Raw genomic sequence first — 21,370 nt, forward strand, 5'->3', positions numbered from 1 at the left:
AGGTGCAGCAGCAGGCAGTAGCGGGTGGCGCGTTCGACCAGGGTCCCGATCGCGGACTTGTTGTCCTTGCCGATGATCAGGCCGCCTTCCCAATGACCTGGGACGGCGCGGTCGTCGGCCTCGGCGGGACGTTCGCTGATCATCACCATGCCGGGGATCTGACCGCGGCCGGTCTTGTGTTGCTTGCGCCGCGGGCGGCGCAAGGCCCGGCCGGTCCGCAGACACGTCGCGAGTTCACGGCGCAACGCGCCCCTGCCCTGCACATACAACGCTTGGTAGATCGTTTCGTGCGACACCCGCATCTCCGGATCGTCTGGAAAGTCGAGTGTCAGCCTGGCACTGATCTGGCGGGGTGAGTGCCGGCGGGCCAGCCGCTGCTGGACCTCCGCACGCAGGCGGGCGTTGACCGCGAGCAGGGCCGGTTTCGGGCGCCGCGCCCGCTGGTCGGCCTTGGCCTGTGCTCCTCCGGCGAGATAGCGCCGAGGCCGCGCGGTCCGCGAGTTACGGGTGATCTCCCTGCTGATCGTCGAGGCCGGCCGGCCCAGCCTGCGGCCGATCTCCCGCATCGACAGGCCCGCAGCCCGCCCCAGCGCGATCTCTTCCCGTTCCTCGAACGACAAATACCGGCCCGTCACAGGCCTCGTTCCGTTACCCCGCACACCGCCAGCCTGAACGAACCACAACTGACCCGTCGGCCACGACACACCCGCGGCCCTCGCCGCGGCGGTCACACCCAGACCACTCGCAATCCCGGCCCAGAACCGAACCCGCACATCCCGAGACACCTTCGGAACACCCACACAACCCTCCAACCAGGAGCGTTGCAACGACCCACTGACCCCAAGGAGCCGACAGCCGAGGGGACCCTTGCGTCAGCCTGCCGCCGCCTTGGCCTCCAAACAGAACGGGCCCGCGGCCGAAGCCGCGGGCCCGTGCAGGTAGCAGGGGTGTACTACCTGCCCCCCGGTGCCTGATCCGGAACGCCGGCGCGGTCAAGAGGGAGGCGGCCGCTGCGGCGTTCCGGATCGTGTTCGGCCTGGTGGTCCCCCCAGGTACCCGGCCCGGCCGAACTGGCTGAGGGTGACTCTGCCGCACGCCGCTCACGCATCGCTCACGTCTTGATGACGCGTGCCCCGGACGTGAATAAGGCCCGCAGCCAGGGCTGCGGGCCTTAACCGAACAGCAGGGGACTGTCCGGTTCCCCCATGACCGGATTCCTCTCCTGGCCACACCACTGGGAGGCGTGGCCAGGGGGTTTTTCGGTGAGCGTGACATCCCCCCAGGACTTTCCGATGTCACCCTCTCCGTTCCGGCTGCTGCCTACCTTGCCCGTTGGTGCTCACACTTCGGTCACACCGAGTTCCCGCCCATACACTCGGCGCTCGGTCACCTAGCGGACGGGAGGGTGACGTGCGGGTCGACTACCGCGTGCTGGGGCCGCTCGAAGTCCTGCGGGACGGTGTTCCGGTCGTTGTCCCGGCCGGGCGCTGCCGGGTGCTGTTGGCCACGTTGTTGTTGCGCGCCAACGAGTTCGTGTCCGTCGGTGAGATCGTCGAGCGGTTGTGGGACGGGGCGCCGCCTCAGGCCGACCGGGCCGGCAAGACGTTGCACATGGTGGTGACGCGGCTTCGGCGGGCCCTGGGTGAGGCCAGTTGCGTGCGGACTCGGGACGGTGGGTACGTCGCCGTCGTCACGGCCGAGCAGCTCGATCTGTTGCGGTTTCGCGCGCACGTGCGCAGTGGTGAGTTCGGTGCGGCCACTCGGTTGTGGCGCGGGCCGGTGCTGGCGAACGTCGCGTCGGAGTCGTTGCACCGGGAGTTGGTGCCCGCGTTGCTGGAGGAGCGGCTGAACGCTCTCGAAGCGCGGATCGACGGGGACCTCGAGCGGAACGTCGCCGCTGATCTGGTGCCCGAGCTGCGGACGCTCACCCATCAGCACCCGGTGCGCGAGGTGTTCTGGGCCCAGCTGATGGTGGCGTTGCACCGCAGCGGGCAGCAGGCGGACGCGCTCGCCGCGTACCAGGAGGTCTCCGTCGTGCTGGCCGAGCAGCTCGGTGTCACGCCGGGGGAACGGCTGCGGAAGGCCCAGCAGCAGGTGCTCACCTCCGTGCAGGCGCGGCACGTGCCGCAGCACGTTCCCCGGCAGTTGCCGACGGTGCTGCCGCACTTCGTGGGGCGGGAGGCGGAGTTCGCGAGGCTCGACGCGGGGCGGGCGTCCGGGCAGGTCGTGATCAACGGGAGCGGGGGCGTCGGCAAGACCTCGCTCGCCGTGCAGTGGGCGCACCGGATCGCCGGGCAGTTCCCGGACGGGCAGCTCTACAGCGACCTGCGCGGGTTCGACCCGACCGGGGCGCCGGTCAACCCCGTCAACACCGCGCGCGACTTCCTGCTCGCGCTCGGGGTGCCGGCGGGGGAGATCCCGGCGGGCACCGACGCGATGCTGGAGAGCTACCGGGCGGTGCTCGCGCGGCGGCGGGTGCTGGTGCTGCTCGACAACGTGCGGGACGTCGCCCAGGTGCGGCCGCTGCTGCCCGGCGGTGAGCAGAGCCTGGCCGTGATCACGTCCCGCAACCGCTTGCGCGGCCTGGTCACGCAGCACCACGTGGTGCAGCTCGACGTGCTCGGGCCCGAGGAGTCGATGGTGCTCTTCGGCGGCCGGGTCGGCGCGGAACGGGTCGCGGACGAACCCGAGGCCGCCAACCGGCTCGTCGAGCTGTGCGCGGGGTTGCCGCTGGCGCTGGCGGTCACGGCGGCGCGCGCCACGCTGGACCAGCACCCGCTCAAGATGCTCGTGGAGGAGCTCGAACACGCCACGCTCGACGCGTTGGACACCGACGACCCGCTGACGAGCGTGCGGGCCGTGTTCTCCTGGACGTTCAGCTGCCTGAGCCCCGTGGCGGCACGGCTGTTCGTGCTGCTGGGCCTGCACCCCGGCCCCGACGTCACGGAGGCCGCCGCGACCAGCCTCACGGGGTGGCCGGCGGAGGAGGCGTTGGACGAGCTGGCCCGCTACAGCCTGATCAACAGCCAGAACGGCCGCTACCGGCTGCACGACCTGATGCGGTCGTACGCGGCGGAGGAGTCGGCTCATCGGTTGTCCGCCGACGAACGCGAGAAGGCCCAACGCCGGTTCTTCGACCACCTGATGCACTCCGCGCTGGTCGCGGCCATGAAGTCGGACCCGCTGCGCCAGCCCATCACCACCCCCGCCCCGGCCCACGGCGCGGTCGTGCTCGCGTTCGACGTGAGCACCGACGCCGACCGCTGGTACGCCGAGGAACGCGCGGTGTTCGGCCCGGCCGTGATGGCCGCGGCCGAGGCCGGTTTCGACGGTCACGTGTGGCGCACGGTGTGGGCCATCAGGCACTTCCTGCTCGCGACGAGCCGCAGGCGGGAGGGCGAGCGGCTGCAACGGCTGGCCGTCGCCGCCGCGCTGCGGGCGGGCGACCTCGAAGGCGAGTGCCGGGCCCGTCGTGGCCTGGTGTCGTGCCTCATCCCCCGGCAGGAGTTCGTCGAGGCCGAGCGCCAGCTCCGCGCGGCCGTCGCCCTCGACGAACGGCTCGGCGACCTGATCGGCCTCTCCAACGACCTGCGCGGCCTCGCGTACCTGCTTTCCCGGCAGGGCAGGCACATGCGCGCGCTCGACCCGTTGCAACGCGCACTGGCCGTGGCCACGCGGAGCGGCGACCGCATCGAGCTGGCGAGCATCGCGGCGTCCCTCGCGTTCCTGCACCACGAGCTGGGCGACCACATCGAGGCGGCCGCCCGCGCCGAGCAGGCCCGCGACATGTACCTGGACCTGGTGCCGGACGAGCGGGACACCGTGGTCGCCGCCAACCGCGACACCCTCGGCAGCATCTACCGCGCGCTCGGCCGGTACGAGGAGGCGGAGGCGAACTACCTCAGGTCGGTCGAGCTGCAGGCAACGTTGTCATACCGCCACTACCAGGCGGACACGCTCGTGCGGCTGGCCGACATGAAACGGGAGCTGGGCGAGCTGGACGCGGCCCGCGGCCACTACCGGGCCGCGCTCGACGTCTACGACGACCTCGGCAACGCGCAGGCGGACGACGTGCGGGCGCTGCTTTCGTCGCTGGGCCGGCCCGGAAACGAGTGAGCGGTGCTGGTGGCCCCCCAGGAACCTTTGCCACCAGCACCGCTGAGAACCACTCTGCCGGACCCCGCTCACACTTCGCTCACACTGCCATCACGCACCGTCTAAACTGGGCTCGACCTGGGGGGACCTGTGCGAGCCGAGTACCACGTGCCGGGGCCGTTGGAGACGTTGCCCAACGGTGAGCAGGTCGCGATTCCCGCCGGGCGATGTCGTGTCCCGCTGCGGTCGAGTCGTTTCGTCACGCGCGCCGAGGCGCCGGTCGAACTCGAACCGGAAACGTGAGGCAACCGCCGAGGCGCCGCCGCGGTGGAAGAGGTGTACCGCGACGGCGCCGGACGACAGCGGCCCCCCAGCCGATGTCTCGCAGTTGTCGTCCTCGGCTGGTGACCACTGTGCCGGGTGCCGCTCACACATCGGTCACACAGCTTTTGCCTCCCACGGTGGACGAACGGGTGAAGGAGCCATGAACGTCGAGTACCGCGTCCTCGGGCCGCTGGAGGTGCTGCGCGACGGTGTGCCCGTTCCGGTTCCGGCCGGACGCGGGCGCGTGCTGCTGACGACGTTGTTGCTGCGGCCCAACCGGTTCGTGTCGGTGGACGAGCTGGTGGAACGGCTGTGGGACGGCGAGCCGCCCACGCTCGACCGCGCGCACAAGACGTTGCAGATGGTCGTGCGGCGGCTGCGGATGGCGCTGGACGACGCCAACTGCGTGCGCACGGCCACCGGCGGCTACCTCGCGGAGGTCGATCCGGAACGGCTCGACCTGACCCGGTTCCGGCGGCTCGCGGCGGCCGGCGAGTTCGCCGCCGCGCTCGCGCACTGGCGTGGTGACGTGGCGTCCAACGTCGTCTCGGCGCACCTGCACCGCGAGGACGTGCCGCCGCTCGTCGAGGAACGGTTGGTGGTGCACGGCAGGCGCATCGAGGCAGACCTCGCCCGCGGCCGGGGCGCCGAGCTCGTCGGCGAGCTGCGCGAGCTGACGGCCGCGCACCCGTTGCGCGAGGGGTTCTGGGCGCAGCTCGTGCAGGCGCTGCACCAGGCGGGCAGGCAGGGCGAGGCGCTGGCGGCGTACGAGGAGATCCGCGAGCACCTCGACGAGGAGCTCGGGGTCGAGCCGGGGCCGCCGTTGCGCGACCTGCGCGCCCGGCTGCTCGACCGGACGGGCACCCCGCAGCAGCTGCCCGCGGTGCCGGAGCACTTCGCCGGGCGCGGGGCGGAGCTCACGAAGCTGACCGAGGTGACCACCAGCGGGGCCGCGGTCGTGATCACCGCTGTGGACGGCACCGCCGGGATCGGCAAGACGACGCTGGCCGTGCGGTGGGCCCACGCGGTCGCCGATCGCTTCTCCGACGGGCAGCTCTACGCCGACCTGCGCGGGTTCGACCCGGCCTCCGCGCCGGCCGACCCCGCCGAGGTGCTGGCCTCGTTCCTCGGCGCGTTCGGGGTGTCCGGCGGCGCCGTTCCCGCCGACCTGCCCGAACGGGCCGCGCTCTACCGCAGCGTGCTGGCCGACCGGCGCGTGCTCGTGCTGCTCGACAACGCCCGGGACGTGGAGCAGGTCCGCCCGCTGCTGCCGGCGGGCCGGGGCTGCCTGGTCGTGATCACCAGCCGCAACCGGTTCACCGGGCTCGTCGTCCGCGAGGGCGCGGTGCCGCTCACCCTCGGCGTGCTCGGCCCGCAGGACGCCGCCGCGTTGCTCTCCGCCCGGCTCGGCGCGGCGCGGGTGGCCGCCGAACCCGGTGCCGTCGCCGACCTCGTCGCGTTCTGCGCCGGCCTGCCCATCGCCCTCGCGGTGGCGGCCTCCCGGGCGGCTGAAGAACCCGGCCTCAGCCTCCGCGCGCTGGTCGACGAGCTCACCTCGGCCGGCGGGCTGATGAGCCAGGTCGAGGCCGTGTTCGCCACGTCGTGCAGCCAGTTGGACGACGACACGGCGCTGCTCTTCCGGCTGCTCGGCCTGCCGACCGGCCCCGACATCTCCCTCGACGCCGCCACCGCGCTGGACGGGCGCGGCCGTGCCGACGTGCGCAGGTCGTTGCAGAGGCTGGCGAACATGCACCTGGTCGCCGAACGGTCGCGCGGCCGGTACGTGGTGCACGACCTGGTGCGCGAGTACGCGTGCTCGTTGCACGACCAGGACTCGGCGGAGGACCGCGACGCGGCCGTGCGCCGGTTGCTGGACTTCTGCCTGCACTCGGTGGACAACGCGGACCGGCTGCTCCGCCGCAGCCGCCCGGATCTGGAGCTGCTGCCGCTGCCCGCCGGCGTGCGGCCCGTGCGGTTCGAGGACTCGGCGGTCGCGGCGGCCTGGTGCGAGGCCGAGCACGACAACCTGCTGGCGGTCGTGCGGCTCGCGGGCGCGCACGGCCTGCACGCCCACGCGTGGCAGCTCGCGACCGTCATGTTCGGCTACCTCTCCCTGCGGCAGCGACCGGCCGAGCGGATCGAGCTGTACCGCGTCGCGGTGGCGGCCGCGCGGGCGGCCGGTGACCGGTACGCGGAGGGCGTCACCGTGCACTCGCTCGCGAACGCGCTCTCGATGCTGGGCTCGTTCCCCGAGGCCGCCGTCGAGTACGCCGCCGCGTTGCGGGTGCGGGAGGAGATCGGGCACCTGCACGGCATCGCGGTCACCCTGGACCAGTGGGCGATCAACCACGCGATGAGCGGTGACCTCGCCGCGGCGAAGGCCATGCACGAACGGGCCATCGCGAAGCGGCGCGAACAGGGCTCGCCGTCCGGTCTCGCCATCGCGTTGAACAACTACTCGATGACGTTGGTGGGCCTCAGGGAGTTCGACGCCGCGCTCGTCGTGAACGACGAGGCGAGAGCCGTCGTGCGGGAGGCGGGGATGATCGACGCGTCCGCGTCCACTTTGGACACGCGGGGGATGCTGCTCCTGGAGCGCGGCGACCTCACCGAGGCCGTCGCGACGTTCCGGCAGGTGCTCGCGCTGCCCGCGGACCAGCTGCCGGACTCCATCAAGACGGTCACCCTGGAGAACCTCGCGGACGCGCACCTGCGGGCGGGTCGCCAGGAGGACGCGGTGGTGGCGCTGCGGGCGGCCCTGGTGCTGCGGGAGACGATGGGCAACGTGCGGGCGGCGGAGAAGATACGGGCGCAGCTCGCCGAGCTGTCCGGGGGTGACCGGTGACCGTCGCGTGCAGACGTTGCCGCCGACGTAGTTGTTGCGCCCCAACGAGTTCGGCGAGAGTGACGTTGCCGGGGAATCTCGATGCTTCGAGCGCGTGCCGGGACCTGCTGCGCGCGGGAAGTGATGAGCGGTGCTGGTGGCCCCCCAGGACTTCGCCACCAGCACCGCTGTGGAGAACCCTGCCCGAGGGCGCTCACACTTCGCTCACGCTGTGACCACAGCGTGTCTGGACTGCCGATCATCTGGAGGGACGTGTGCGAGCCGAATACCGCGTGCTGGGTCCGCTGGAGGTGCTGCTCGACGGCGAACCGGTGGCGGTCCCCTCCGGACGGTGCCACCTGCTGCTGGCCGCGTTGTTGCTGCGCCCCAACCAGTTGGTGCCGGTGCACGAGCTGGTCGACCGGCTGTGGGACGGTTCGCCGCCGAACGTCGACCGCGCGCACAAGACGCTCCACATGGTCGTGCGGCGGCTGCGGGTCGCGTTGGGCGAGGCGGACTGCGTGCAGACCCGGACCGGTGGTTACACCGCCGTGGTCGAACCCGATCAGGTGGATCTGCTGCGGTTCCGGGCTCTCGCGGGGTCAGGTGACTTCGGCGCGGCCGCCGCGTTGTGGCGGGAGTCCGTGCTCGGCAACGTCGTGTCGGACGTCCTGCACCGCGAGGACGTCCCGCGGCTGATCGACGAACGGCTCACCGTGCTCGAAAGGCGCATCGACGCGGATCTGGACAGGGGGTTGTCCGGTGAGCTGGTGGCGGAACTGAGGTCGCTGGTCGCTGATCACCCGTTGCGTGAGCAGTTCTGGTCGCACCTGATGCTCGCGCTGTACCGGTCGGGCAACCAGGCCGAGGCGTTGAACGCGTACCAGGACGTGCGGAGCCGTCTCGCCGACGAGTTGGGCGTCGACCCCGGTCCCGCGCTGCAGGAGTTGCACCAGCGGATCCTGCGCGCCGAGGTGACTCCCGGCAGGCGTGTTCGGGTGCCGCGTCAGCTCCCGCACGGTGTGCGGAACTTCGTCGGCCGCGAGGACGAACTCGGGGAGCTCGCCGCGACGGCGGGCGTCACCGTCGTGCACGGTGTCGGCGGCGTCGGCAAGACCGTGCTGGCGTTGCAGTGGGCTCGCGACGTTCGGGAGAACTACCCGGACGGCGACCTCTACGTGAACCTGCGCGGGTTCGATCCCGACGCGCAGCCGGTCGACCCCGCCGCCGCGGCGGAGACGTTGCTGATCGGGCTCGGTGTGGACGAGGTCCCGGCAGGCGCGGAAGCCCGGTTCGCGTTGCTGCGCACCACCCTGGTCGACAGGAGGTTGCTGCTCCTGCTCGACAACGCCGCGTCGGCACGCCAGGTCCTTCCCCTCCTGCCCGCGGCTGCCGGGGTGCGGGTGCTGATCACCAGCCGGAACCAGCTTCGCGCGCTCGTCTCCCAGCACGACGCGACCGCGATCGGTCTGCGGGAGCTGGAGTTCGAAGCGGCACGGTCGTTGCTCGCGGTCGTGCTCGGTGAACCGCGGCTCGATGCCGAACCGGAGGCCGCGCGCGAGATCGTCGAACGCTGTGCCGGACTGCCGTTGGCGCTGCGCGTGTTCGCCGAACGGGTGGCGCGCTTCCCGGACGTGCCGTTGCGGGAGTTCGTGGCCGAGCTGCGCAGCGAGCGGCTCGACGCGTTCAGCGACTTCTACGACGTGGACGTCCGTGCGGTGTTCTCGTGGTCGTACCGGGCGTTGGACGACGAGTCGGCACGGATGTTCCGGCTGTTGTCGGTGCACCCCGGTCAGAACTTCGACGTGAGCGCTGCCGCCGCGTTGGCCGGCGTGTCGGTGACGCAGGCCAGGCGGCTGCTGGAGCGGCTGGTCGCCGATGCCCTCGTGCAGACGCCGTCCCCCGGGCGCTACAGCCTGCACGACCTGCTGCGCGCCTATGCGGCCGAGCTGTGCGGTGACGACGAGGCAGCCCTGCTGAGGATCACCGAGTGGTACGTCCACTCCCTCGAGAACGCCGCCCTGGTGGAGAAACCGATCGCGCTGGTGCGGGCCGACGAGATCACGTCGGGCGTGGTGCCCCGCGGGTTCGTCTCGCGGTTCGACGCGCTGGCGTGGGTGCGGGAGGACTGGGACAACCTCCACGCGGTCCTGCGCGAGGCCGCGGCACGCGGTTGGGAACGGCTCGCGCTGCTGATCCCGACGCACCTGGAGAGGTTCCTCGTCTACAACCAGCCGCGCTGGTCGGAAGCGATCGAGATGTTCGAGGCGGTCCAGACCTTCGGGACTGCGCGCGAGCAGGGGTTCCTGCTGCTGAAGCAGGCTGGTCTCTACTCGGACCTCGGACGCGTGGACGACGCGCTGGCCAGCTTCGAGGAGGGACTGCGGTTCGTCCGCGAAGCAGGGGAACGCACCGCGGAGGCGGCCGGTCTGATCAACTTGGCCGCGCACCAGGAGACCCTCGGTCAGACCGCGGAGGCCCTCGCCACCTCAAGCCTGGCGGCCGAGGTGAGCGCCGAGATCGGCAACGGATACATGGAGAGCGCCGCGCGATCCAACGTCGCTCACATGCTGAACCTGCTCGGTCGCCACGACGAGGCTCTCGTCGCGAGCGACCGTGCCGTCGTCCTCGCGACCGAGATCGACGACGAGGACGAGCACGTGCTCGCGCGGCTGCACGCCGTGCGGGGCAAGGCGCTCACCGGACTCGGACGGCACGTCGAAGCCGTGGCCGTGCTCGAACCTGCTGCCAAGGCCTTGGCCGAGCTCGGTGACTCCATGTACGAGGCAGTGGCGCTGCGGGACCTGGGCGACGCCCTGGTCGAGCTCGACGAGCCCGCGAATGCCGTCGTGGCCTGGCGACGTGCGGTGGATCTGCTGCGTCAACTGGACGAGGAGCAGGCCGAGGCGCTCGCGGCCAGACTGGCCGAGCTCGAGTAGGCGGAACGCCGGATCCGCGCCGACGCCCGCCGGTCCCGGAACGACCCCGGGGCGGACGTGGGTGGCGCGATGCGCTGAACTCTTCCCGGCGACCTTCGTCATCCGTGTCGTCCTGCCCGGTCGCATCGGGTAAGCATGTGCGCGGAAGAGGGGAAGTGCATGAGCCTGCACGTCGCGGTCGACTTCGGCACGTCCAGCACCTGCGTCGCGATCTCCGCGCACGGGCGGGAGCCGCAGGTCGTCGTGTTCGACGGCCAGCCGCTGGTGCCGTCCGCCGTGTTCGCGGCCGCCGACGGAACCCTGTTCGTCGGGCAGGAGGCCGAGCGTCAGGCCGCTGTGGACCCCGCCCGGTACGAGCCCCATCCGAAGCGCCGGGTCGATGAGGGGGAACTGCTGCTCGGCAGCACCGTGCTGCCCGTTGTGGACGTTGTGCGCGCGGTGCTGGCGCGGGCTGTCGGGGAGGCGCGGCGCGTAGCCGGGGGCGCTCCGGTGGATCTGCTGGTGCTCACCCACCCCGCTGACTGGGGGACGGTGCGCACTCGGGTGCTGATGCAGGCGGCACGGGGGCTCGGACGGGAGCTGGTGCTGGTGCCGGAGCCCGTGGCGGCCGCTGTGTTCCACTCGGCCAGCCACTCGGTGCCGGACGGTGCGACGCTCGCCGTGCTGGACCTGGGCGGGGGCACGGTCGACGCGAGCGTGGTGGCCAGGGCCGGGAAGAGCTTTCGCGTGTTGTCGGCCAAGGGCGACCCGAGTTTCGGCGGCGCCGACGTCGACCAGGCGTTGCTGGAGCACGTCGGCGGGTTGGTCGCGGCCAAGGATCCGGAGGCGTGGCGGCAGCTCGTCGAGGGGCGCGAGATGGCCGACCGGCGCAAGCGGCGGGTGTTGCGGCAGGACGTTCGCGGGGCCAAGGAGACGTTGTCCCGGCACGCCTACACGGACGTGCCGATGCCGCCGCCCTTTCCCGACGCGCACGTGACGCGGTCCGATCTGGAGCAGTTGATCGCCGCGCCGCTCGGCAGGGCCGCCGCGCTCGCCGGGGCCGCGGTCCGCGACGCCGGGGTCGTGCCCCAGCAGCTCGCCGGGGTGTTCCTGGTGGGCGGGTCGAGCCGGATCCCGCTCGTCGCGCGGCTCGTGCACGAGCAGCTGCGGGTGGTGCCCACGAGCATCGACCAGCCGGAGACGGTGGTGGCCCGCGGCGCGCTGCGGGCCGTGAGTCTCGATCCCGAACGGACCGGTGGCGTCGCGCAACAGCAGCAGCCGGCGCCGTCGGGTGAGGTGACTCACAACATCCGGGTCGGCGAGGAGACCACCCGCAAGATCACCCGCCGCATCACGCCGCCGCCCGGCCAGTTCCCCGTCGCCTTTCCGGTGGGAGGCCCTCCGGCGCCGCCGAAGAAGAACCGCACGGCGTTGTTCGTCGCGATCGGCGCGGTGGTGGTGCTCGTCGCGGCCGGTGTCGGCGGCTACTTCTGGCTGAAGCAGAAGGACGACCCGCAGAACCCGCCCGGCCCGACCGGCAACCAGATCGCCGTCTACGACTACAGCTTCGTCCTCCCCGACGGCTGGGAGCAGATCGGCGGCGCCGCCGTTGATCGACAGGTGCTTTTGCAACCGATTGAGCGCGAGAATTCCAATAGCAAACAACCCGGCGCGCGTATTGCTGTGCAGGAGCAAATTCTGACGTACGACAGCAACCGGGATCGTGCGCGCGCGTTGAGCGAGTTGAAGAACACGTATGAGGAACGCAAAAGCAAAGGCAACGGTGTCGCCGACTTCGCCGACAACGCCACATTCGCGGGGAAGTCTGTTGTTCACTATCGCGAAGCGGTCGGGGAGACCGGTGTCGAGTGGTACATCCAGTTCTCCGGTGAGCACCAGGTGAGCGTGGGCTGCCAGGCGTCCGAGGCCGCTCAGGGCCAGGTCCGCACCGCCTGCGAGCAGGTCGTCCGCTCGCTCGTCATCAAGTGATCCAGGGAGTCGCCGATGTCCGCCACCGAGGTCCTCACCCGGTTCCGCGCCGAGGTCGGAGCGGCTCTCACCCGCGCCCGCCGCGCGTCGGGAGAGATCGGTGAACGCAACGCCAAGCTGCGGGAACGCACGCGTGACCTCGCGGCGAAGGCCCGCGAGCGCGGCGCTGAGCCCGGTGCCCAGGCCACTCCCGCGGACGTCCGGGAGGCCGCCACGGGGTTCCGCACCGACCGCGGTCTGGCCGTCGAACAGGTGCCGGAGACGCCCGAACCGGTCGTTCAGCGTCCAGTTGAGACGGAGACGGTGGCCACGCTGGGTTCCGCCGCCGTCGCCGGTCCGAGTGGTCAGCTTCCCCGTGTGAGTGACGATGACGAGGACTTTTCGCAGTCGCGAATCCTCTACTGACACGCGGTTTCACCCGGAGCCGTTTACTAGCGCAACTACTTCCAAAGAAGTCGCGACAGAGCGGAACCGGCATGGCAGGGTCTTGCGTCGGAAGAGGCGTACGAACCAAGAAGTACGACCTGACGTTCTCTGAAGGGGGATCTCCCAATGGCATTGGAAGTTACCGCAGCCGAGCTCGACGCCCTGGCCAAGAAGATCATGGACGTCGACAGCCAGACGCAGGGCACGCTCCGTCAGGTCCAGGGCGCCGTGGACACCGTCCGCGCCTCGTGGACCGGTGAGGCCGCCACCGCGTTCGAGAACCTGATGGCCCGCTTCGCCGACGACGCGAAGAAGCTGCAGGAGGCCCTCCGCACGATCTCCGAGTCGATCGCGAGCTCCGCGGACGTCTACGCCCGCCAGGAAGAGGACAACCGGTCCTCGATCGGCAACCTCGCCGGCCGCCTCCAGGGCTGATGCCCGGGCCCCTCCGGGCTCTCGCAGTACCTGCTCGACTTCTTTGAACAACCAAGACTTCTAGGGGAGATGAAATGGCACTGACGGTCACCTTCGCGGAGATCCAGAACGCGTCCAGCACCATCAACAGCTCGGCCACGCAGATCGACAGCCAGCTGTCCGACCTCCGCGCCGACGTCACCAAGACGCTCGCCGGCTACGCGGGTGAGGCTCGTGAGCAGTACGAGGCCGCGCAGCGCAAGTGGGACGAGGCCGCTGCCGACCTGCAGAAGGTGCTCGCCGCCATCGGTACCGCCGTCGGCCAGGCCGGCGAGGCGTACGAGGCCGCTGAGAAGCAGAACGCCAGCCGCTGGTAAGCCTGCTCTTCCGCAGGTGCTAGACCCCTTCGCGAGCCCCGGAACCACGTGGTCCGGGGCTCGCGTATGTCCTCGGCAGGTGGCTTCGGAGGACCCGTTTTGGTCCCCGCACCACCCATCCGGTATCTTCTGACGTTGTTGTGCGGTAGCTGGCGCCCATGTGTGCCGCGCCTGTCTCGGAACCACCGCTTGGCAAGTCCAAGATCGGTCTGGGGCAACCGCCGCAGTGACCCCAGACGCAAGTGACGACGAGGTAGATCCGTGCGCACGTACAGCCCGAAGCCCGGTGAGGTGACCCGCACCTGGCACGTGATCGACGCCCAGGACGTGGTGCTCGGCCGGCTCGCCACCCAGGCCGCGACGCTGCTGCGCGGCAAGCACAAGCCGACTTACGCCCCTCACGTTGACACCGGTGACTTCGTGGTCATCATCAACGCTGACAAGGTGGCCCTGACCGGCGCGAAGCGTGACCAGGCGTTCCAGTACCGCCACTCCGGTTTCCCCGGTGGTCTTCGCAAGCAGTCCTTCGGCGAGGTCCTGGACACCCGTCCGGACCGCCTGGTGGAGAAGGCGATCAAGGGCATGCTGCCCAAGAACCGCCTTGGCCGTCAGATCGCGAACAAGCTCAAGGTCTACGCAGGCCCGAGCCACCCGCACGAGGCGCAGCAGCCCCAGGCCTTCGAGATCAAGAAGATCGCCCAGTGAGCGACGAGTACACCGAGGAAGTTCCTGTGACCACCCCTGAGAACGAGACCCCTGAGGTCGAGACCCCCGAGGTCGAGGCCGAGGTTGTCGAGGCCGAGGTCGTCGAGGCTCCTGAGGCTGAGGCCGACGAGGCCGAGGTCGTCGAGGAAACCTCCGCACCGGTGGCCGTCGCCCCCGCGCTGAACGGCGCCGCGCACCTCGCGCAGACCGTCGGTCGCCGCAAGGAGGCCGTCGTCCGCGTCCGCCTCGTGCCCGGCACCGGCAAGTTCACCCTCAACGGCAAGACCCTTGAGGCGTACTTCCCGAACAAGGTGCACCAGCAGCTCATCCGTGAGCCGCTCGTCACCACGGAGAAGCCCGAGACGTTCGACGTCATCGCGAACCTGCGTGGCGGCGGCATCACCGGCCAGGCCGGTGCGCTGCGTCTCGCCATCGCGCGTGCGCTGATCGCCGTCGACTCCGAGGACCGCCCGGTCCTCAAGAAGGCCGGCTTCCTCACCCGTGACCCGCGGGTCAAGGAGCGCAAGAAGTACGGTCTGAAGAAGGCCCGCAAGGCGCCTCAGTACTCGAAGCGTTGATCTAGCTTCACCAGCTGTACCTGCGGGAGCAGCAGTTCACTCGAACTGCTGCTCCCGCAGTGTTTTCCGGGTTTTTTCCGGGTGTGTCCCCGCCGCCTCGCAGTGTCCACATCGGAGGTTCCATGGCCCGCCTGTTCGGCACAGACGGAGTACGCGGTCTCGCCAACGCCGATCTCACCCCTGAGCTCGCGATGTCCATCGCCGCAGCCGCGGCACGGGTGCTCGCCGAGCACGACCGCACCCACCGTCCCGTCGCCGTCGTCGGCCGCGACCCCAGGGCGAGCAGCGAGATGCTCGACGCCGCCGTCACCGCGGGCCTCACCTCGGCCGGTGCGGACGTGCTGCGCGTCGGCGCCCTGCCCACGCCCGCCGTCGCGCACCTGGTCGCCGCTCTCGGTGCCGACATCGGCGTGATGATCTCCGCGTCGCACAACGCGATGCCGGACAACGGGATCAAGCTCTTCGCCGCCGGCGGCCACAAGCTGCCCGACGAGGTCGAGGACGAGATCGAGCAGCACATGGGCCAGGGCTTCGACCGCCCCACCGGTGCCGCGATCGGCCGCGTGCGGGACATCGCCGACGCCGAGACCCAGTACGTCGAGCACCTGCTCAAGGTCACGCCGCACCGCCTCGACGGCCTCAAGGTCGTGGTGGACTGCGCGAACGGTGCCGCGTCGGTGGCCGCACCGGACGCGTACCGCCGCGCCGGGGCCGAGGTGATCGCGATCAACGCGAACCCGGACGGCCTGAACATCAACGACGGCTGTGGTTCCACTCACATCGACGTCGTGGCCGCCGCCGTCCGCGAGCACGGTGCCGACCTCGGCATCGCGCACGACGGCGACGCCGACCGCTGCCTCGCCGTGGACGCCAACGGCGACCCGGTCGACGGCGACCAGATCCTCGCCGTCCTCGCGATCGCCATGCGCGACGCGGGCGAGCTGATCGAGGACACGCTCGTCGCCACGGTCATGAGCAACCTGGGCCTGCACATCGCGATGCGCGAGTCCAAGATCAACCTGCGCACCACCGCCGTCGGCGACCGCTACGTGCTGCAGGACCTCAAGGCCGGCGGCTACTCGCTCGGGGGCGAGCAGTCCGGCCACGTCGTGCTCCCGGCCCACGCCACCACCGGCGACGGCCTGCTCACCGCGTTGCGCCTGATGGCCCGCATGGCCGAGACCGGCAAGTCGCTCGCCGACCTCGCCTCCGTGATGCGCCGGCTGCCGCAGGTCCTGATCAACGTCAAGGTCTCCGACAAGGCGGCCGTGGCGAAGGCCGCGTCGGTCAGCGAGGCCGTGGCCGCCGTCGAGGAGGAGCTCGGCGACACCGGCCGCGTGCTGCTGCGCCCGTCCGGCACCGAGCAGCTCGTGCGGGTGATGGTCGAGGCCACCAGTCACGAACAGGCGGAAGCGGCCGCGCAGCGCCTGGCAGGTGTGGTTTCCTCGGTGCACTGAGGACGGATGGGGGCTGGACGATGACCGTGCTGATGTTGCTCGTACTCCTGGTTCTGCTGGGAGGTGCGACAGCGGTCGTCATCGCCGTCGTGCTCGCGTCGAAGCGCAAGCCCGCGGCCCAGCCCCCGTACCCGCCCCAGGGGTATCCGCAGCAGCAGTACCCGCAGGGGGCTCCGCACCAGCAGTACCCCCAGCAGCAGCCGTACCCGCAGGGGTACGGGCAGCAGCCGCCGCCTCCTCCGCCCGGCCAGCCGTCCACCTGGAACGGCGGTGCCCCGCGATGAACATCGGGCCCGTGCAGTTGATGGTCTTCCTGTTCATGCTCGTCGTGGCGGTCATCGTCGTGGTGATCGTGGTCGTCGCCAAGAAGCAGAACCGGAAGCACCTGCCTCCGACCGGGTACGGCAAGCAGCCTCCCGACGTTCCGTCTCCGCCGCAGGACCGGCAGGGGTACGCGCCGCAAGCCCACGCTCCGCAGGCTTATCCGCCGCAGGGTCCTGTTCCGCAGGGATGGCAGCCGCAGAGCGCGCCCCAGCCGCACCCGCCCGCCGGCCACCCGCGGCCTCAGCCCGGCCACCCGCACCCCGGCCGGCCGTACCCGCCTCCCGGTGCCCGCCCGCCGAACCCCCGGTGACCTGCCCGCCACTCCATCAGTGGTGATCATCAGCGGCTGCCGCCGAATGGCTGTTTACTAAGGCAACCGACATCGTGGAGCGCCGGTCACCGCGTGACCCGACCTGGCACTGTATGGCGGAACCCGATGAGGCCGAATTGCGTCAGATCGGGGACGAAGGGGAGGCGGGAGATGTCTGGGTTCGGCGTGCAGTCCGGCGATCTGACGAAGGTCGCCGGGGCCTACGAGGCCGAAGGAACAGGGCTGGTCCAGATGAAGCCCTCGGTGGTGCCGGGCGTGGGGGCCGGGCAGGTCGGCCGCAAGTTCCAGGGCGTCGCCGCCACCTACAAGACCTTCTTCGACCAGTTCGGTGTGAGCCTGGAGAAGTTCGGCAAGGAGGCGACCGGCATCGCCACTCGCCTGAAGGACGTCGCGAAGACGTACGAGTCGAACGAGGCGCAGACCTCGAGCCAGTTCAAGGGGTAACGAGTCGTGGCGGACCAGAACGAGATCAGGAAGCTCCTCGACGACCCGAACGTCACTCCGGAGACCAAGAAGGAACTCGTCCGCGCCCTCGCCGGCGCCGGCGCTCCCCAGGAAGAGGTCGAGCGCTACGGCAAGGCGAACGGTGTCGACGTCCCGGACGACCCGAGCGTCGGCGACCACGTGGTCGGCACGCTGCTGTCGCCGTTGACGCTGGGCTTCAGCGAGTCCAACAACATCCGCAAGGAGATCCAGCACGGCGCCTTCACCATGGAGGGCTCCGACGCGGACAAGCTCGTCAGCAAGGCCAAGGAGGAGCGCGAGCTCGGCTCCACCCAGAAGGTCCTGAACGAGCAGGGTGACGTCCCGAACAGCAACACGCTGCTCGACGCCGGCGCGCCCGGACTGCGGTTCTTCGAGAAGTTCATCCCCGTCTACCAGAAGGCCGCGCCGGCCTGCGGGCACCAGGGTGCCGCCCCGAACCTCCAGGGCGACATCTACCGCATGTACGACGAGGTGCGCGACATCGACTTCGCGAAGTTCCGCGAGGACGCGCACAAGATGACCGAGAACGTGAAGAAGGCGGAGGCGCACGACAACGCGCTGGGCACCGCCTGGAACGGTGTCGGTTCGTGGGAGGGCCCGGCCGCCGAGGCGGCCCGCGGCTACCACGACAAGTTCGCGACGACGTCCAAGACGTTCGTGCAGAAGGCGGGTCAGGGCCCCGGTGCGATCACCGGTGGCGTGACCAACATGCAGAAGCACGTCAAGGACTTCGCGCAGCAGATCCACGACCAGTACTCGGAGAAGTGCGGCGGGCTGACGGTCGAGGAGGCCGAGCTCGCGATCCGCCACGCCAACGGAGACATCTTCGAGAACGACGGCGGCATCCTCGACTGGCTCTCCGGTGTGCCGGGGCCGCTCTCCGGCGCGGTGCTCGGAGCGATCTGCGGTGGTCCGCTCGGCATGCTCGTGGGCCTCGGCTGGGGCAGCTGGATCTCCAGCACCCGCGACAACATCATCAACGACGCCAAGCAGAAGCTGAAGGCGCTCTGCGAGGAGTTCGACGGCAAGAAGAAGGCGTTCGACGGCTACTGCCAGGCCGTGCAGACCGGCGTCGACGGTGACTACAAGGCCATGTTCGAGGGCCTCAACACCGCGTTCGGCGGCGACCCGTTCCAGCAGGTCGGCGACCCGCCCTCGTTCACCGACGCCGGTAAGGACCGCAAGCCCGTCGACAACGGCGGTGGCGGTGGCGGCACCCCGCCCGGTGGTGGCGGCGGCTCGTCCGGCGGTGGTGGTCCGTCCGGTGGCGGCGGCGGTGGCACGCCGGAGATCCCGAAGCCGGAGAACCCGCTCGACAAGGACGGCGACGGCAAGCCCGACGTCCCCGGTGACACCGACGGCGACGGCAAGCCGGACGACCTCGACGGCGACGGCAAGCCCGACCAGCCGAAGCCCGAGGAGGAGCTGGAGACCGTCACGGTCAAGGCCGGCGACAACACGATCAAGGTCACGGAGCCCGACTCGAACGGGCACGTGAAGATGACGATCGACACGCCGAAGGGCGAGCCGAAGACCTACGACCTCGACTTCAGCAAGAACCCCGAGGCCGCCAAGGCCCTGATGGGGCAGAACGGCACGCAGGCCATCACCAACATGGCCAACCAGCTCACCGCCACGTCGCCCACGGCGGGCGCGCAGACCCCGGCGGCGGGCGCCACGCCTGCGCCCGGCGGTGGCGCGGCTCCGGCGGCGGGCCCGCTCGGGTCGGAGTCGAACCCGATCCCCGTCGAGGTCGGCGAGGACGGCAAGATCCACATCGAGCAGGACGGCGTCAACTTCACCGCCGAGGTGAACGCCGACACCGGCGAGATCAACATCAGCGCCGACGACGGCGACGGCACGCCCGACGAGATCGGGGTGTCGTTCGGCGAGGACGAGAACCCGGCCGCGCAGGACCGCGAGTCCGGCAGCGGTGCCGGTGGTGGCGGTGCCGAGGGCGGCAGGCTGGAGGACGGCCTGCGCACGCCGGAGGGCGACTTCCCGGACGACGTCAGGACGTTGCCCGCCGAGGCAGGTTTCCAGCCCATGCCTGCCGAGGCCGGCTTCCAGACGATGCCGGCTCCCGCGGGCGACCAGGTCTGGAGCGCGCCCGGCGAGACCGCCCCGGCCGCACCGAACGTGGCGGAGCGCTTCCAGGACTCCATGGCCCGCAGCTTCATCGAGGACAACGGCATCATGCCGAGCGTCGGCGAGCCCAGGATCGCGGCGGACGCCCCGAGCCCGCAGTTCGCGCAGGCCTCGGACAGCACCTCGACGTCCGGTGTCTCGTTCACCGGCGGCGCGGGCGGCAGCGGCGAGTCCGTGCTCGGTTCAGCCCCGGACAGCGCGTGGACCAGTCCGAACTCGGGTGACAGCAGCGGCGGTTCGTTCAGCACGAACCCGTCCGAGGCGGGTCAGCCGGGTTCGGCCAGCCTGCCGACCATGCAGGACGCCCAGGGCCAGGCCCCGAGCGGTGCCGCGTCGGGCGGGATGATGGGCGGCGGCGGAATGATGGGCGGTGGCGGCATGGCCGGCGCGGGAGCGGGCGGCCAGCAGGGCGGCGACTCCGAGCGCGGTGCCAGCCAGTGGCGCACCACGGGCACGTTGTTCGACGAGGACAACAACAACCCGTTGAGCGCCATGCAGACCGCGCTGGGCGATGACCGAGGAGAGGCGGCCAACCCGTGGCGATGATCGGGGAAGTGAGCCCGCAGGTCCAGGCGATGCTGGACGACAACCTCGCCAGGACCCGCCGCGCCACCGCGGACGTCACGGCCGACCTGAAGGCCGGCCAGGACAAGGTCGCCGCCGACATCGCGGCGCGCGAGGACAAGCACAAGCAGGACCTGGCCGCGGCCAGGGAAAGCGCGGAGAACCTCGGCAAGCAGGGCGAGAAGCAGCAGCCGCGCAGGCCGCAGTGGGAGCGCCCGGACCGCGGTGCGGGCGAGATGGCGTTCGGCCCGGAGGACGACGACGGCGGCTACGCGCCGCAGGCGGCTCCTCCGCCGCCCCCGGTGCAGCCGGTCGCGCCTCCTCCGCTGCCGCCTCCACCGCCACCGCCGGTGCGCCCGCGTCGTCCGGCGCCGGTGGACGACGATGACGACCTGAGCGGCCAGACCTGGCTGTCCTGAACGAGAAACGCCCCCGAAGCCATCAGGCTCCGGGGGCGTTCGTGTCCGTGGACCGGCCTAGCGCGCGGGCAGGGCCTCCCGCTGGAACACCAGCTCGGCGTTCTTCGCGTCGCTGTCCAGCAGCTCGTCGTAGGTCCGCTCGCCGGTCAGCACGCGCAGCAGGAACGCCGTCACGTACGCCCGCCCGAGCTTCTGCACGCCCCGCTCCCCGCGTCCGTCGAGCATGAGCTCGCTCCAGTGCCGCCCCTCCGTGAACCCGAGGTGCGACGCCTTGGGCAGCAACCGCAGCTGCACCGGGCCGCCCCACGCAGACGCGATCGCCTCGGCGTGGCCGACGGGCGGGGCGATGCGGTCCTCGCCCGCCGCGAGGTGCAGTCCGGGCGCGCGCACCGACCGTGCCGCGTCCAGGGCCGAGGGGTGCGTCTCCGTTGCGGCCAAAGTCACAACGGCCCGGACGCGCTCCGCTTCGGAGGCCGCGAGCACCGCCGCGCCGCCCCCCATCGAGTGGCCCGCCAGGGCGAGCTTGGCCGGGTCGACGCTGATCTCCCCGGTGCCGAGGCGCACGCCGGTGCAGACGTCCAAAGTGGTCAGCAGGTTGGCTGCGAGGACTCGCGCGGACAGCAGCGGGCCGCGTTCGACGGCCGGGGCCGCGGCGACCACTCCCCAGGACGCCAGGTGCCGCAAAAGGCCGTGGTAGCGGCGTACGGGCTGCATCCAGCCGTGTCCGAACGCGACGGCGGGCAGACCCAGGCCGGCGTGCGGGGTGAAGATCACGCCCGGCAGGCCCACCAGGGCGAGGTCGCCGCGCAGCACGGGGTGCGGGCCAGGCCTGCTGAGCTGCTCGAGTGCCTGTTTCGCGGTCAGCGTGATCACGCGGCGAGCCATGCCGTGAACCGTAGTCGATCCTGTCGCGCGCACCACATCCGAGATTGGTCTACACCACATGTGTTCTTGACCAGGGCAAACGCGGGTCGCTCACTCATTAGGGTTA

At 70.9% G+C, this 21,370-nt stretch carries 18 protein-coding genes; 16 read left to right on the forward strand and 2 right to left on the reverse strand.

All coding sequences use genetic code 11. From position 1 onward, the window contains the following. Positions 1 to 659 (reverse strand): IS30 family transposase (locus ACFWNN_RS41685; protein ID WP_382445509.1); only part of this gene is annotated, 659 nt, incomplete at its 3' end. A 751-nt stretch (positions 660 to 1,410) separates the two neighbouring features. Between ACFWNN_RS41685 and ACFWNN_RS41690 the strand changes: the two genes are divergently transcribed. The 16 genes from ACFWNN_RS41690 to ACFWNN_RS41765 all read left to right on the forward strand — a co-directional run bounded on the left by ACFWNN_RS41690 (position 1,411) and on the right by ACFWNN_RS41765 (position 20,379). Then, a complete protein-coding gene (locus tag ACFWNN_RS41690) occupies positions 1,411 to 4,116 on the forward strand; it encodes a BTAD domain-containing putative transcriptional regulator (protein ID WP_382445510.1) in 2,706 nt (901 codons plus the stop codon). A gap of 129 nt (positions 4,117 to 4,245) precedes the next feature. Further along, complete coding sequence (locus tag ACFWNN_RS41695; protein ID WP_382445511.1) at positions 4,246 to 4,398, forward strand: hypothetical protein; 153 nt, start codon at positions 4,246 to 4,248, stop codon at positions 4,396 to 4,398. A 181-nt stretch (positions 4,399 to 4,579) separates the two neighbouring features. Further along, positions 4,580 to 7,264: a BTAD domain-containing putative transcriptional regulator gene (locus ACFWNN_RS41700; protein ID WP_382445512.1), complete on the forward strand. Its 2,685-nt coding sequence runs from the start codon at positions 4,580 to 4,582 to the stop codon at positions 7,262 to 7,264. Between the two features lie 254 nt (positions 7,265 to 7,518). Next, positions 7,519 to 10,182: a BTAD domain-containing putative transcriptional regulator gene (locus tag ACFWNN_RS41705; RefSeq protein ID WP_382445513.1), complete on the forward strand. Its 2,664-nt coding sequence runs from the start codon at positions 7,519 to 7,521 to the stop codon at positions 10,180 to 10,182. Between the two features lie 159 nt (positions 10,183 to 10,341). Further along, positions 10,342 to 12,150 carry a type VII secretion-associated protein gene (locus tag ACFWNN_RS41710; protein ID WP_382445514.1) on the forward strand — a complete coding sequence of 603 codons (1,809 nt, stop codon included), beginning with the start codon at positions 10,342 to 10,344 and terminating at the stop codon, positions 12,148 to 12,150. Between the two features lie 15 nt (positions 12,151 to 12,165). Beyond that, positions 12,166 to 12,555: a hypothetical protein gene (locus ACFWNN_RS41715; protein ID WP_382445515.1), complete on the forward strand. Its 390-nt coding sequence runs from the start codon at positions 12,166 to 12,168 to the stop codon at positions 12,553 to 12,555. A gap of 147 nt (positions 12,556 to 12,702) precedes the next feature. Continuing rightward, the gene (locus tag ACFWNN_RS41720; RefSeq protein WP_382445516.1) at positions 12,703 to 13,011 is read left to right on the forward strand and encodes a WXG100 family type VII secretion target; all 309 of its coding nucleotides are present in this window, start codon (positions 12,703 to 12,705) and stop codon (positions 13,009 to 13,011) included. A gap of 74 nt (positions 13,012 to 13,085) precedes the next feature. Then, positions 13,086 to 13,367, forward strand: a complete 282-nt coding sequence (locus tag ACFWNN_RS41725) for a WXG100 family type VII secretion target (RefSeq protein ID WP_382445517.1) — start codon at positions 13,086 to 13,088, stop codon at positions 13,365 to 13,367. Positions 13,368 to 13,628: 261 nt separating this feature from the next. Continuing rightward, entirely contained in the window at positions 13,629 to 14,072 is a 444-nt protein-coding gene (rplM, locus tag ACFWNN_RS41730) for a 50S ribosomal protein L13 (protein ID WP_189160352.1), read from the forward strand. Between the two features lie 26 nt (positions 14,073 to 14,098). Further along, positions 14,099 to 14,650 carry a 30S ribosomal protein S9 gene (gene rpsI / locus ACFWNN_RS41735; protein ID WP_382445518.1) on the forward strand — a complete coding sequence of 184 codons (552 nt, stop codon included), beginning with the start codon at positions 14,099 to 14,101 and terminating at the stop codon, positions 14,648 to 14,650. Between the two features lie 122 nt (positions 14,651 to 14,772). Then, on the forward strand, positions 14,773 to 16,107 hold the full coding sequence (gene glmM / locus ACFWNN_RS41740) for a phosphoglucosamine mutase (protein WP_382445519.1): 1,335 nt from the start codon (positions 14,773 to 14,775) through the stop codon (positions 16,105 to 16,107). Between the two features lie 20 nt (positions 16,108 to 16,127). Continuing rightward, on the forward strand, positions 16,128 to 16,391 hold the full coding sequence (locus ACFWNN_RS41745) for a hypothetical protein (RefSeq protein ID WP_382445520.1): 264 nt from the start codon (positions 16,128 to 16,130) through the stop codon (positions 16,389 to 16,391). Further along, the gene (locus tag ACFWNN_RS41750) at positions 16,388 to 16,741 is read left to right on the forward strand and encodes a hypothetical protein (RefSeq protein WP_382445521.1); all 354 of its coding nucleotides are present in this window, start codon (positions 16,388 to 16,390) and stop codon (positions 16,739 to 16,741) included. The genes ACFWNN_RS41745 and ACFWNN_RS41750 overlap by 4 nt, the downstream gene beginning before the upstream one ends. Positions 16,742 to 16,912: 171 nt before the next feature. Next, entirely contained in the window at positions 16,913 to 17,206 is a 294-nt protein-coding gene (locus ACFWNN_RS41755; protein WP_382445522.1) for a hypothetical protein, read from the forward strand. Positions 17,207 to 17,212: 6 nt separating this feature from the next. Then, the gene (locus tag ACFWNN_RS41760; RefSeq protein ID WP_382445523.1) at positions 17,213 to 19,942 is read left to right on the forward strand and encodes a hypothetical protein; all 2,730 of its coding nucleotides are present in this window, start codon (positions 17,213 to 17,215) and stop codon (positions 19,940 to 19,942) included. Between the two features lie 8 nt (positions 19,943 to 19,950). Continuing rightward, positions 19,951 to 20,379 carry a hypothetical protein gene (locus ACFWNN_RS41765; protein WP_382445524.1) on the forward strand — a complete coding sequence of 143 codons (429 nt, stop codon included), beginning with the start codon at positions 19,951 to 19,953 and terminating at the stop codon, positions 20,377 to 20,379. 57 nt (positions 20,380 to 20,436) lie between these two features. Here the strand turns inward: ACFWNN_RS41765 and ACFWNN_RS41770 are convergent, their stop codons facing one another. Then, positions 20,437 to 21,264: a dienelactone hydrolase family protein gene (locus ACFWNN_RS41770; RefSeq protein ID WP_382445525.1), complete on the reverse strand. Its 828-nt coding sequence runs from the start codon at positions 21,262 to 21,264 to the stop codon at positions 20,437 to 20,439. Positions 21,265 to 21,370 lie beyond the last annotated feature (106 nt).

Source organism: Lentzea sp. NPDC058450 (genome assembly GCF_042721395.1).
GTDB lineage: Bacteria > Actinomycetota > Actinomycetes > Mycobacteriales > Pseudonocardiaceae > Lentzea.

Excerpts from the sequence above, each read along its gene's own strand:
- glmM (WP_382445519.1), top strand. The coding sequence starts at position 14,773 with ATGGCCCGCCTGTTCGGCACAGACGGAGTACGCGGTCTCGCCAACGCC.
- ACFWNN_RS41725 (WP_382445517.1), top strand. The coding sequence starts at position 13,086 with ATGGCACTGACGGTCACCTTCGCGGAGATCCAGAACGCGTCCAGCACC.
- ACFWNN_RS41710 (WP_382445514.1), top strand. The coding sequence starts at position 10,342 with ATGAGCCTGCACGTCGCGGTCGACTTCGGCACGTCCAGCACCTGCGTC.
- ACFWNN_RS41745 (WP_382445520.1), top strand. The coding sequence starts at position 16,128 with ATGACCGTGCTGATGTTGCTCGTACTCCTGGTTCTGCTGGGAGGTGCG.
- ACFWNN_RS41755 (WP_382445522.1), top strand. The coding sequence starts at position 16,913 with ATGTCTGGGTTCGGCGTGCAGTCCGGCGATCTGACGAAGGTCGCCGGG.
- ACFWNN_RS41770 (WP_382445525.1), bottom strand. The coding sequence starts at position 21,264 with ATGGCTCGCCGCGTGATCACGCTGACCGCGAAACAGGCACTCGAGCAG.
- ACFWNN_RS41750 (WP_382445521.1), top strand. The coding sequence starts at position 16,388 with ATGAACATCGGGCCCGTGCAGTTGATGGTCTTCCTGTTCATGCTCGTC.
- ACFWNN_RS41700 (WP_382445512.1), top strand. The coding sequence starts at position 4,580 with ATGAACGTCGAGTACCGCGTCCTCGGGCCGCTGGAGGTGCTGCGCGAC.
- ACFWNN_RS41715 (WP_382445515.1), top strand. The coding sequence starts at position 12,166 with ATGTCCGCCACCGAGGTCCTCACCCGGTTCCGCGCCGAGGTCGGAGCG.
- ACFWNN_RS41720 (WP_382445516.1), top strand. The coding sequence starts at position 12,703 with ATGGCATTGGAAGTTACCGCAGCCGAGCTCGACGCCCTGGCCAAGAAG.